This is a genomic window from Streptomyces sp. NPDC002669 (assembly GCF_042889165.1).
In the GTDB taxonomy this organism is placed as follows: domain Bacteria; phylum Actinomycetota; class Actinomycetes; order Streptomycetales; family Streptomycetaceae; genus Streptomyces.
In genome coordinates this window covers 1-12,045 of sequence record NZ_JBIAQQ010000014.1, presented here as the reverse complement: position 1 = coordinate 12,045, position 12,045 = coordinate 1, and the positions used below count along the sequence as shown (strand labels likewise).

9 protein-coding genes and 2 pseudogenes are annotated in these 12,045 nt (G+C 70.3%); 4 read left to right on the top strand and 7 right to left on the bottom strand.

Annotation, left to right across the window (positions count from 1 at the left end; translation table 11 throughout):
• Nucleotides 1-109: 109 nt before the first annotated feature.
• The 5 genes and pseudogenes from ACFYW1_RS21230 to ACFYW1_RS21210 all read right to left on the bottom strand — a co-directional run bounded on the left by ACFYW1_RS21230 (nt 110) and on the right by ACFYW1_RS21210 (nt 4,509).
• Nucleotides 110-862, bottom strand: coding sequence for an acetylxylan esterase (locus ACFYW1_RS21230; RefSeq protein WP_388995134.1), 753 nt, complete (start codon nt 860-862; stop codon nt 110-112).
• Nucleotides 863-1,869: 1,007 nt separating this feature from the next.
• Nucleotides 1,870-2,472: pseudogene (locus tag ACFYW1_RS21225) on the bottom strand (class I SAM-dependent methyltransferase).
• A 127-nt stretch (nt 2,473-2,599) separates the two neighbouring features.
• A complete protein-coding gene (locus ACFYW1_RS21220; RefSeq protein ID WP_388995131.1) occupies nt 2,600-3,022 on the bottom strand; it encodes a resolvase in 423 nt (140 codons plus the stop codon).
• Between the two features lie 110 nt (nt 3,023-3,132).
• Nucleotides 3,133-3,465, bottom strand: a pseudogene (locus ACFYW1_RS21215) (recombinase family protein); the annotation flags it as partial.
• 177 nt (nt 3,466-3,642) lie between these two features.
• The gene (locus ACFYW1_RS21210; RefSeq protein WP_388995128.1) at nt 3,643-4,509 is read right to left on the bottom strand and encodes a sigma-70 family RNA polymerase sigma factor; all 867 of its coding nucleotides are present in this window, start codon (nt 4,507-4,509) and stop codon (nt 3,643-3,645) included.
• A 94-nt stretch (nt 4,510-4,603) separates the two neighbouring features.
• Between ACFYW1_RS21210 and ACFYW1_RS21205 the strand changes: the two genes are divergently transcribed.
• Entirely contained in the window at nt 4,604-5,269 is a 666-nt protein-coding gene (locus tag ACFYW1_RS21205; RefSeq protein WP_388995125.1) for a nitroreductase, read from the top strand.
• A 124-nt stretch (nt 5,270-5,393) separates the two neighbouring features.
• On the opposite strand, the gene ACFYW1_RS21200 is transcribed toward ACFYW1_RS21205, so the two are convergent.
• On the bottom strand, nt 5,394-5,810 hold the full coding sequence (locus ACFYW1_RS21200; RefSeq protein ID WP_388995606.1) for a Tn3 family transposase: 417 nt from the start codon (nt 5,808-5,810) through the stop codon (nt 5,394-5,396).
• A 176-nt stretch (nt 5,811-5,986) separates the two neighbouring features.
• Here ACFYW1_RS21200 and ACFYW1_RS21195 point away from each other — a divergent pair, with 176 nt between their 5' ends.
• Nucleotides 5,987-6,286 carry a transposase gene (locus tag ACFYW1_RS21195; protein ID WP_388995122.1) on the top strand — a complete coding sequence of 100 codons (300 nt, stop codon included), beginning with the start codon at nt 5,987-5,989 and terminating at the stop codon, nt 6,284-6,286.
• Between the two features lie 521 nt (nt 6,287-6,807).
• Here the strand turns inward: ACFYW1_RS21195 and ACFYW1_RS21190 are convergent.
• Nucleotides 6,808-7,677: a hypothetical protein gene (locus ACFYW1_RS21190; protein WP_388995119.1), complete on the bottom strand. Its 870-nt coding sequence runs from the start codon at nt 7,675-7,677 to the stop codon at nt 6,808-6,810.
• A gap of 630 nt (nt 7,678-8,307) precedes the next feature.
• On the opposite strand from ACFYW1_RS21190, the gene ACFYW1_RS21185 reads away from it, so the two are divergent.
• Together ACFYW1_RS21185 and ACFYW1_RS21180 are read left to right on the top strand one after the other, a co-directional pair.
• Nucleotides 8,308-10,887 (top strand): SdrD B-like domain-containing protein, encoded by a 2,580-nt coding sequence (locus tag ACFYW1_RS21185; RefSeq protein ID WP_388995116.1) that lies wholly within the window; start codon nt 8,308-8,310, stop codon nt 10,885-10,887.
• Between the two features lie 160 nt (nt 10,888-11,047).
• Complete coding sequence (locus ACFYW1_RS21180; protein ID WP_388995113.1) at nt 11,048-11,878, top strand: hypothetical protein; 831 nt, start codon at nt 11,048-11,050, stop codon at nt 11,876-11,878.
• Nucleotides 11,879-12,045: the final 167 nt, after the last annotated feature.

Sequence of the window (12,045 nt, the reverse complement as noted above, 5' to 3'; positions counted from 1 at the left end):
CCGCTCCGGGGGCGGGGGACCCCCGGAGCGGATACGGAACCACCTCCCGAACCGGTCGGTCCGGCCGATTCGGACGAGGCCCGGCCCGGCGCCGGACCGGGCCGGGCCCTCAGACCGCCGGACCGGGAATCCGCCGCGCGGCGGCGTTCCGCTCCCAGCCGGACCACGGGGCGGCAGCCGTGCAGTAGCCGCAGTCCGGACCGAAGAACATCCGGCCGGCCGCCCCGTCGCCCATCAGCCAGTAGCGGAACCAGGCGGTGGCCGGGGCGCGGAAGTCCCCGCCGTCGCCGATCGAGTCGAGATGACCGGCTCCCCGGACCTCGCCGTAGACGGCGGGGACGTGGTCGGAGTCCTGGTACATCGACTTCACCAGCACCGGCCACACGATCCTGTCCTGCTGCCCGGCCAGGTAGAAGACGGGCTCGTCCATCAGATCCGGATCGGTCAGGGGCCCCGGCTGGATGGGCACGGCGGTGATCACCCGCGGGTCGATCGCCGCGTTGACGGCGGCCGCGCCACCCTGCGAGTGACCGGCCGATCCGATGTGCGCCAGATCCACCTTGCGGTAGTAGGGACTCGAACTGTCCGCGTTCCGCCGCTCCAGCACATCGATGCCCAGGCGCATGCTGATCGCGTAGTTGGAGGTCGGTGTGTTGGCGGCGGCCACGATGAAGCCGTGACTCGCCCAGTGCCGCAGCAGCGAGCTGTACACCGCGGGCACCGCGCCCGTGCCGTTGCCCCAGATGATCACCGGGTAGGGCCTGCCCGACTGCCCCAGGTCCTGCGGCCGGTAGAAGGTGTGCACGACACCGACTTCCACGCTCACGGCGTACGGGCCCGGCGCGCCCCAGTCGGTGCCCACGGCCGGAACGCCTTCCGAGCCTGCCGGAACCACCGACTGCGCCCCGGCCGCGCCATCCGGCCCGACGGCGCCCGCGGAAACCCCGGGCGCCGCACCCACCATCAACACGGCGGCGGCCAGAAGCCCGCCGACCATACGCCACTTTCTTCTGCCCGACATGGCAACTCCTCCATGGATACGGCACGTTGCGCGTCCTCGCATCGTGACCAGAGCCATGATGGGATTTCGTTCCGCTCCTGTCTGTCCGCAGGTGCCCAGCCGTCACACCGGATTCCTGGGCGTCTGCACAACCTCGCTCCACGTGCCCCGGGACGGGCCGCGATACGGCGACCCCGCGGGAGAGCCGGGCCTCCCGTTCGGATCGTGCCGGGCTCGCGTGCCCCGCTCACCGATCCGGCCCGACCCGAACGAAAGACCCTGGGACTTCCCGGCGGGACCACGTCTGCGACCGGGCACGGCACGGCTGTTCGGCCTGCACCCCGGCCCGGACTTCACCGCCGAGGCGGCCGCCGCCCTGCCCGACTCCCCTCGTCGCCGCCGAGCGCCTCCTCGACCGGCTCGCCGCCGCCGGCCGGCTCCGGTTCCACGACCTGCTGCGGCTGCACGCCGCCGAGCACGCGGCGGCCGACCCGGACTGGGCGACGGCCTGGCAACGGCTGTGCGACTGGCATCCGGCCACCACCGACGCCGCCTTCGGCTGCCCGGGATCCGTCCAACTGCCGCGGCCACGCGCCGTGCCCGGCCGGTTCACCGACCGGCACCAGGCCCTCGCGTGGGTGGAGGCAGAACGCGCCGACCTGGCCCCGGACTCCCAGCTCTGTCCCCAGGGGCAAAGTAGCTACGAGTGATGCTCAGGCCGTGAGCCGTCGAGGGTGTTGACACGGTTCGCGTACTCGCGGCGGGCCTTGCGCTGTGCGGCCCTCGGGGAGTATTCGAACGGAAAATAGCGGTAGGCGTCAGATCATGGATCCAGGCCGAAGACCCTGCGCCATTTCGACGCCTGATCGTCAGCCGGGGCGTTTGGCCATGACGACCAGGCCGGGCCCGCTGTATCCCGTCGGGGGAGCCGCAATTCGGCAACCGGGTTCAGACCGGCCTGCTCGATCAGATTGACGAGTTGTTCCGGCCGCCACTTGTGGGTCGTCCAGCGGACGGGTACGCCTCCGTAGGCCTCGGTGCGTACCGCGTCCTCGTCGCCGACGTGTGTTCCGGTGACGAAGTGTCCACCTGGCTTCAACGCGCGCGAACAGGGCGAGGACCTGGGGAAGGACGTCACGGGGAAGGTTGAACAGCGACCACCACCCGAGCACGCCACCCAGGGGCGCTTTATCGAGGTCGAGCTCAGTGGCGGAAGCGACAGCGAAGCGGCACTCCGGATGAAGACGGCGTGCGTTCTCGATCATGCGAGGAGAGAGATCCACCCCGGACACGTCGAGTCCGCGTTCGGCGAGGTAGGCGGTTACCGTTCCGGGCCCGCAGCCGACATCGAGGACAGGCCCGAGCCCGCGCACGGTGTCAGCGAAGGCATCGGTCGACGCCTTGAGCCACGGATCCCTGCGGATGTCGCCGACTCCAGTCGTCACGACCATGTGGGCATAGTTGTCGGCCACCCGGTCGTAGGACTCACGAACGACGTCGAGATCGACCGGGCGGTCAATAGGGTGTGCGCGCGTCAGCCAACCATAGGACCGCACGGGGGACTTGGAGTTGGTGAAGCGGTTAACATCAAGCCGTTCTTCACGGCCCGGCTGACCCCGTGAGCGCGTTCACGCGGTTCTCGTACTCACAGTGGGCCTTTCGCTGTGCCGGTATCACCGGGATGCCCTGGGCACCGTCGAGCGGTTGGCAGCGGGCGAGGAGCTGTTGGTGCACGGCGGGGACGGCGCTGACGCGCAGGGTGCAGCCCTGGCCGCGCCGTACGGTGACGCCGTGGTCGAGCGCGGCGCGCTCGGCGGGCTCCAGTTCGGTGGCCCGGAGGTAGTCGGCGACCTTGCCCGGCATGTCGAGGGTGACCGGCAGTTCCGGGGCGGGGGCATTTTCCTCGATGGTGGTGTGGTCGGGCAGGAGATCGGTGACGGCCGTGCGGATCGCGCCGCGGCTGACTCCGTGGTCGCGGGCGAGAGCGGCGATGGAGCGGCCCTCCAGGTACGCGGCGCGCACATCGTCGGTGTTTTCGTGTCCGCCACGGCGGGGCGGCGCCCGCCCTTGCTGCCCTTGGCCTCGGCGGCGCGTAGTACATCGTATGTCAGCTCGCGCTGGAGGTCGCGTTGGAGTTCGCCGGCGGCGAGGCCCATGGCGGATAACGCGCCGTTGTGGATGCGCAGCGCGAGGCGGGCGCGGTGGAGGATGTCGAGCACGTCGAGGATGTGGCCGGTGCCGCGTACGAGGCGGAACATCTCGGAGATGTGCACGGTGTCGCCGGGCCGCGCGTAGGCCAGCAGTTCGCGGAACTTCGGGCGCTCCAGCGGGTGGAGGCGGCTGGAGGTGCCGGGGTCCTCCTTGAAGACGACCGGGTCTTCAATCCCGGCCTCGGCGAGGACGAGGTTCTGACGGTTGGTCGACTGCTGGTCGGTGGACCCTCGCTCGTAGACCAGGTTGGCCATGCTGCCCCCGTTTCTGTCGGCGGATCAGGCCTTAGCTGTCAGCAAACCCTGTCATCAGCCGTCATCGGATCTCATTGGATCGGAGCCCCGAAAAGTCCGGGTTCATTGGACGGGCCTGGCTCCTGTCGTCAAACGATCGTTTGCCGACACCTCATTGTTATGCCACTCGGCGGCTGGTTAGCCGCCGAGAACGGCCAGGTCAAGCTGCTGAAGTCGGTTCGGGTCGGCGATGAGTTCATACCCGGTGATCCTCCGGCGGGCGGTCGTGACAGTAAGGACGAGCCGCAGTCGTCCGTGCGGCGCGACCACGATCCCCACGGCACCGTTGATAAGTACTACTTCCGCAACGTGTGCGTTGCGTCCGAAGACGACGATCTCCTTCGCCACGGCCCGCGCACCGCGCACCTCGACCGGCCTGCCCTCTGGAAGGGCCGCGCGGTCCGCACGCCGTACGACGTCGGGTGCCAGCACCGCGAGGACCGCGTCGATGTCGCCCGCTCGCGCCGCCGAGAGGAACGCCTCGATCACGAGCCGCTGCCGGGCGAGCTCCGCGCCAGGGACGGCGGGGGCGCCCCGTACCTTGCGGCGGGCCCGGCTCGCGAGTTGCTTCGCAGCGGCGAGGGAGCGGTCCACAACGGGGGCGATCTCGTCGAACGGCACCGCGAACACGACACGCTCGGCGGGGCCCAGCCTGTCCAGCACGACCAGAAGGGCGCGACCCACAGAGTCGGCCAGCACCGCTTCCTGTTCCGGGCAGCCACCCGCAGCGGGACCCGGGTCCTCATCGGGCACCGGGTGGCCTGCCGGGTCCTCCCGCCGCGATGCGCGGGCCCGCAGCATGTCGAGGCAGATGCGGGAGACCGTCGTCGTGAGCCAGCCGCCCAGGTTGTGCACGGCGTCGGCTTCCGTCCTGGCCAGCCGCAGCCAGGCTTCCTGGACGGCATCCTCCGCCTCGCTGTGCGAGCCGAGCATGCGCTGGGCGACCGCGCGCAGTCGACTGCGGTGCGTCTCGAAGCCCTCTGCGAGGCCGTCATGCGCGCTCACCGGTCACCTCTCCCCGTCGCCGACCGTCACCACGGTAGAGGGTCCCGACATCAGGTGGCTGGCGGGGCCGGAGCCGATATGCAGGGAGCTTTCCTTGGACGTCTACGAAGCAGTTGCGAGCCGACGGGCGGTGCGCCGGTTCAACGGGGAGCCGATCCCCCGGAAAACGCTGGAACGTGTCTTGTCCGCGGCGGCCCGGTCACCGTCCGGGGCGAACCTCCAGCCCTGGCATGTCTACGTGCTGACTGGCGTGCCGCTGGCGGAGCTGAAGAAGCGCACCGCCGAACGGGTGGCCGCAGGCGACCCCGGGGACGAGCGGGAGTACCAGATGTACCCGCTTGAACTGAAGTCTCCGTACCGGGAGCGCCGATCCGCCGCCACGGAGCAGCGCTACGCCGCGCTCGGAGTCTCACGCGAGGACCGGCGGTCGCGTGAGGCGGCCGTTGCCGCGAACTGGGACTGCTTCGGTGCGCCCGCGGCCTTGTTCTGCTACATCGACCGGGACATGGGACCGGCCCAATGGGCCGACCTAGGCATGTACCTGCAGACTGTCATGCTGTTGCTCCGTGCTGAGGGGCTGCACAGCTGCCCCCAGATGGCGTGGTCGGTGTACTGCCGGACCGTCGCGGAAACCATATTGCCCCCACCGGGACTGATCCTGTTCTGCGGCGTGTCCATCGGGTTCGAGGCCCCGGCCGCGTGTCACGACCGCATCAACCGGGCCCCACTCGCCGAGACGGTCACCTTTGTCGACGGCTAGGGCGTTCCTGCCCTCAGCTCCGGTAGCGGGGCGGGAAGAGCGACGATCCCGCCCCGCTACCGGTCCGCCGCCTGGGGCCGACCCGCTTGAAGCCCCGTCCCTGAGAGTCACGCACTCCAGCGGCTCATGATGCTGATCCCGCCGTGCCCGCGGTGCCGTCGGGCGCGCGGCGGGGGCCGGGCATGGTGACTGGCAGCAGGTCGATCCGCTTGGCCATGTCAAGGCGGAAAGTGCCGCACGGGTTGATGTTCGACAGAACAGCGCGGTCAGGCCGCGCCGATCCTCGTCGGTGAGCTTCTTGGCCCACCGGTTCGGCGAGGACCTGCTGAAGCAGCAGCGTGTTGACGTGCACGAGAGCGGACTGGAGCAGGTGCAGAGCGAGCATCGAGGTCTCGGCGTGCTGCTTGTTTGGACCGGTGAGCGCCCTGTCCTTGCCGTAGTGCAGGACAGCGTTCGCGCTGTTCCAGTTCTCCACGACCTGGAGGCCGCCGTGGATCTCCCGGCGCAGGTCGGGGCTGGCCAGGTAATCGCACGCGAAGATGGTGCGTACTGCGCGGCCGAGTCTTCGAGCGCGGCGTAGGTAGGGTGTTTGGGGCCGCCGCGGGTAAAGCGGCGCAGGACCTGTCCGGCCTCCGCGGTGCCCAGGCGCATGAAGCTTCCCCTTGATCGTGGATACCTGGAGACTGGGACCTGAGGTTCCAGAGGAAGTAGTGCCAGGTGGGAAGCAAGTACACGAAGCGGTACACCGACGAGTCCAAGCGGGACGTGATCGCGCTCGTCGGCTCCTCGGGCAAGACGGTCACCGCCGTCGCCCGGGAACTCGGCATCAGCTCCGAGTCCCTGCGCGGCTGCTACCGAAAGGCGAAGGCAGGCCGGTGCGAGGGCACTCTCGGCGAATTGAGCAGTGCCGAGTGCGAGGAGCTCAAGCGACTGCGGCGGGAGAACCGCGAACAGCAGCAGACGATCGAGATCCCGAAAAAAGCGACGGCCTTCTTCGTGAAGGAGAGCGACCGGTGACCGCGTTGTGCCGGTTGATCCATGCGGAGAAGGCGAACTACCCGATCGTCCTGCTGTGCCGAGTGCTGCACGTGGCCCGCTCCTCCTACTGCGCCTGGCGCAAGGGCGAGGCCGCCCGCCATGCCCGGCAGGTCGCCGACGACGCGCTCGCGCACGAGATCACCGTGCTGCACATCGCGAGGAAACCGGTTACCACCCGTGACCCGCCGACGAGCCCGCCCCGGTCGGCACACCCAACGGAACAGGCCCCTGAAACAGAGCCGCCCGCCACCTGTGGCGCGACGCCCTGCCCCCTGTGGGGCCGACACGGGCACGACCCCGTGCTCACCGCCCGGGAACTGGTGCGGGGCCGGGTTCCCGCCGCGCGGGCGGTGGCAAGTGGCTGTCGCGACGGCCGCTCGCGGCCGATCCCGGAACGCACCGCGCGTGGTCCGAAACCGCGGCGCGGGCGACGTCCGGGGCCCGTTCACCAAGGCGCAGCCGTACGGGACCGGCCCCGTTCGCGTGAGGGCCGGACACCCTCATCCGCCGTCGAAGAAGACCGACAGCCCTCGTGCCGAATCGGACGCGGTGGACAGGTTGGCGACCGCGACAACCGCCACGACCAGCGACAACGAAGCCGTCAACAGACCGAATGCCCCCAGTGCGCGCCGGATGCGCCCGGCGGACGGCTCCGTTCGCAGGAACCGCCTCCACAACACCGAGCTCAGGGTGACGAGGGCGACCGCCACGATCGCGGCCATCACCGCCAACGCCACGTGGTACCGGGAGTTGTCGCTGATCATCGTGGCGAGGGCGGGCGGGGGAGAGACACCCGAGCCCGGGGAGTCGGCCAGTTGCTGCCGGACCTGGTCGAGCGTGCCGGCGAGCCTTCCGTGGTGAGTTCCCACGGGCAGCATCGACATCAGTGAGGTGAACGGCGCCACCGCACCCTGGACGTTGACCACCATGATCACCGACGACAACAGGGCGAGCACAGTGAGGACGACGCCGCCCGTCGCGACGGCGGCCCTCCTCGCCGGCCCGGCACCACCGCCCCGGGGACAGGACTTCCGGAGAAGGAGGCCGAGCGCCACGAGCACGGCCATCAGGAGCGCGGCGATCGCCGCCTTGGCCACGTGGAAACGGAACCAGTAATCGACGACCCTCTCCATCCCGGGGGAAAACATCCGGTCGTCGGAGTTCCAGTACCGGACGAATTCCTCGCCGACGGTGTCGACGAGGTTGCGCTGATCCGCGAAACCGTCCTGCGATCCGTCCGCCGCCAGCATGTGCGGCACGACGAAGACGGCGGGGACGAGAACTGCGGCGAGGACGGCGAGCAGGGCGGACACACGCCCCGGGACGTCTGCGAATCGCCCGGCCCGGACAGGGGCCGCGGGACTGGACATGGAGAACTCCCCCTGGAGAACTGTGCAGTGGCCGGGCCCACCACCCTGCCTCACCCCGTCCGCCCGGTCCCTGGGGAACGCCACCTGTTTTGCCGGGGGTTTTCCCCACCCGGCGACGGGGTGCCACGCGGGGCGACGGCGGTCCGGCTCCCGGGGCGGCGGCCCGGGAAGCCGACGGAGAGGAATCGGCGGTGGACGCGGAAGTCGATTTCCCGCCACCGAACACCTGTCCCTATTTAATCTCCTCGCCGGACGGTTCATGTGGCATATGCGCTGTACGGTCATTGGCGGTCCGGCGCGGAATTCTCCTGAAAACGATGCCGCCCGAGAGTAAATTCACCATTCGGTCACGATCTTGCTCGATCTCCCTTTAGGATCGCCGGCAATGCGGTTCTCCGTATCTCCATGTACTCCCTCACGAGCAGGGCCACGAGCCCTTCCGAACGCTGAGAGCAGGGGATGACGTCAACAAATGAACAAGTGAAGGGAGCCGCGCCCCGACCGCGTCGGCGACGACCGGGTTTACTCGGCCGCCGCACCGTCGGCTGTCTGGTCGCGCTCGCTTCGGGAATCGGCAGTGGCTCATTGGCCGGGGCGCCCGCGGCGCACTCGCAGGAGAAGGACGGATCGGTGACGGTCCGGGTGGTCCGGGCGGTGGACACCGACGGAGTGTGGACGCCCGCGCTGGAACCCGGCATGGCCGGTGTCCGGGTGACCCTCACCGACGACGCCGGGGCGGCCGTCGAAGGGGTCACGGCGGCCGACGGCACCGTGACACTGACCCCGCCGGAGGGCAGGCTCGCCGGCGGCAAGTACCGGGTACAGGTGGTGAATCCGAAGCCGGACGTGCTGTTCCCGGCCTTCGCCTCGCGCCGGGGACTGGACGGCGCACCCAACGAGATGAGCAGCAACGAGGAGTTCGTCGACCTCTCCGACGGGAAGAGCGTGACGTACACCACCGGGCTGTGGAGCCCGGGCGACTACTGCCAGAAGAACGCCCCGCTGGTGACGGCCTGTCAGTCCGCCTCGGGTGAGGGCGGAGCCCAGCGCACACTGGTCTCCTTCCCGTACGACGCACGGGGTCAGGACGGCGTCGACGTCGACGTCACGGACATCGCCACCGACGCCGATACCGGCACGCTGTTCGGCATCGCGTGGAACAAGGCCGACAAGCGGGTGTTCTCCTCCGCGACGGCCAAGCGCACCACGGCATACGGCCCGGGCGGCGCCGGCGGGATCTACGTGACCGACCGCGCACAGAAGAAGACCACCCTGTTCACCGTCGTCCCGGACGCGGGGGCGACGGCGCACGGGCCGGGAACCGACGACGCCTTCATCGCCGTGCCGGGCAAGGAGAGCCTGGGCGGCATCAAGATCACCGATGACGGCAGGGACCTGTTCGTCGTCAACCTGAACAACCGCAAGCTCTACCGCTACGACGCCACGGCGGCGACCGCGGCGAAGCCGAAGGCCGTCGCGGCGATCCCGGACCCGGGCTGTCCGGCGCCGGTGGACTGGCGGCCGTTCGGCCTCGGTCTCCACGACGGCGTCGGCTACGTCGGCGGAGTGTGTTCCGGCGAGTCCACCGGAAAGGCATCGGACCTGCGCGCGGTGGTCATGCCCTTCGACCTCGCCACCGGGTCGTTCCGCAAGTCCGTCCTCGACCAGCCGCTGGACTATCCGCGCCGGCCCACGGGCGGTTCGCCCCCGTGCGAGGGAGCGGGCTGGTTCCCCTGGACCAACACCTTCCCGCCCTCCCGGAACGGCCAGGAGTGCCAGGGCTATCTGGCCCTTCCCGAACCGGAGTTGGGTGAGATCGCCTTCGAGACCGACGGCTCCATGCTGCTGGCCTTCCGCGACCGCCTCGCCGACCGGGCCCCGGCCGCCGCCTCGCCGGGCTCGATCGCCAGGGTCCTGGCCGGTGGTGACCTGAACAAGGCGTGCCGGGCGGGCGAGACGTACGTGATGGACACCAACAACGGCTGCGGGCTCTCACCCAGGGGCACCCGCTTCTTCGACAACAGCCGCATGGGCGGCATCCACCCCAACGGGGCCTTCGCGGGCATGGCGCGCTCCGCGGTCGAGGACACCATCGCGACCTCCGGTTTCGACCCCAACGACACCGCCTTCGGGTACGGGACCTCCTTCGTCCGGCGCGACGGCGAGCGGGACCCGAAGTTCGGCCTCCGCCTCAACCCACCGGGGACCGTCGCCCCGTTCGGCAAGGGCGCCTCGATGGGTGATCTGGAGGTGCTCTGCGACCAGGCACCCCTCCAGATCGGCAACCGGGTCTGGTACGACCCCGAGCGCAGGGGCATCCAGAACCCCGGCCAGAAACCGGTCGAGGGCGTGACCGTCCACCTGTACGACCGGTCGGGCAAGGTCGTGGGAACGACCAGGACGACGGCGCGAGGTGAGTACTACTTCGACGACTCCAACGTCACCGGCGGTCTTCGGCCGAGGACCGAGTACACCGTCCGTCTCGACGAACCGGCCGACTACGCCGAGGGCGGGCCGCTCCACCAGTGGGTGCCCACGGAAGCGGACGTCGGCGACAACCACTTCGTCGACTCCAAGGGCCTCGTCCCGCGCGACGCGAAGTTCCCGCAGCGGGAACTGACCACCGGCGGACCGGGGGAGAACGACCACACCTACGACTTCGGCTTCCGGCAACAGGAGGGCGTGCTGCGCCTGGTCAAACACGACCAGGACGGCAGACCGCTGGCCCGCGCGAAATTCCAGCTGTGGAAGGAGACGAACGGCTCCGACGACCTGCAGACCACCGGGGCGGAGCCGGACACACGGGTCGGCAAGCCCTGCGCGACCAGGACCGACGGCATCTGCCGCGGCACCGGCACACCGGGCACGTACTACTGGCAGGAGATCAGCCCGCCCGCAGGGTACGCCGCACCGGACGTGGCGGTGTTCGGGCCACTGGTGCTGACCTCCGACAACCTCGACGCCGGGGTCTCGGTGACAGCGGTCAACCGGCGACTGCCCGCCACCACACCGACACCGGCACCGAACACACCGAACCCACCGGATGCGCCGGGTGGGCCGAATGACCCGGGCCACGTGCCCAACTCGGGCCTGGCGGCCACCGGAACGGGTCAGGCGGTCCTGACGGCCCTGGCAGGTTGCGCGGTGCTCACCGCTCTCGGCGCGGCACTGGTCGTGCTGATGCGCAGGCGAAGGGCGCGGCACCCGTAGCCCCCGAGGGCCTGCCGCACGACCGGAGGCCCCGCCCGGCAGGCTTTGGGCGGGACCTCCCGTACCGGTGGACCCTCCGGGCCGGATCGGGCGGGTTCGCGGACCAGAGGTTCGCGAACCCGCCCTCCCGCGTGACCGACCGACGAGAGAAGGCGACTGCATGGCTCGGAAGAGGAAGACCGACGGCCGTATGCCGCATCGGGCCCTCTGGTTCGGAATCGTGATCGTGATCGCGGTGTGCGGCATCGCCGCGGGCGGCCTCGCCGCCTACCGGGCCCTCTTCGACGACCGTCCCGCCGAGCGGCCGGTGACGATGGACGAGGCGTCCAGGCTGGGGCTGTCGCGGCTGAACCTGTACCAGGCCAGCCCCGTGACGGTGACCCTCACCGCCGCAGAGGGCGGCGGAACGGTGGTGCGGGTCAAAGGGGTCGTGGACTACCGGACCCACCGGGCCGTGGGAACGTACCGGATCACCGGCCCCACCGGATCCCCTGAATCCTCCGGGCCCGCCACCGGGCGGCTCGACCACGGCCTGATCGTCTGGGACGCCGGCGGCCTCGGCCTGGCTCCCGTACCGAAGGGCGGCAGCGGCCCGCCCTGGCAGCAGGCGGAGCACGTCCCACGCTCGGGCTGGTCCGCGCGCTCCTACACGAGCGACCCCCTGGACGCCGGGCTCCGGCTGCTGATCGGGCTCGGCGCGGACCGCCCCGACAACCCACTGCTGCTCGCCCAGTCGGGGGCCCGCTGGCTGAAGCGCGATCGCATCGACGGCCGCAGCTACGACCGGTTCGCCGGGCCACGCGCCCGGGGCACCACGCCCGGCGCGGGTCCCGAGAACGGACGGTCGCCGCTGACGTACTGGATCGACGGCGAAGGCGGCCTGCGCCGGGTGACGATGCGGATGCCGGGTCTGGGCACCCCGACCACCGTGGAGTTCTCCGGGCGCGACAGCGGCGCGAAGCTCCCCACGGCACCGTGGGGCACCGGTTGACGCCCCCGCTCCCGCGTACCCCGAGGCCCGCCGGGAGCAGCTCCGCGACCGAGGAGGGCGAACTCGGCTCCCGGTCAGTGGAGTTGGTTGCCGAGGGGGGTGCCGGGGGGTGGTGGGGGGAGGACGTGGGCGATGGCGGATGCGCGGTGTTCGATGAAGGGGGTGAG

What these genes read in the sequence shown, in the direction of transcription:
- ACFYW1_RS21190 (WP_388995119.1), bottom strand. Translation starts at nt 7,677, where the DNA reads ATGTCCAGTCCCGCGGCCCCTGTCCGGGCCGGGCGATTCGCAGACGTC.
- ACFYW1_RS21180 (WP_388995113.1), top strand. Translation starts at nt 11,048, where the DNA reads ATGGCTCGGAAGAGGAAGACCGACGGCCGTATGCCGCATCGGGCCCTC.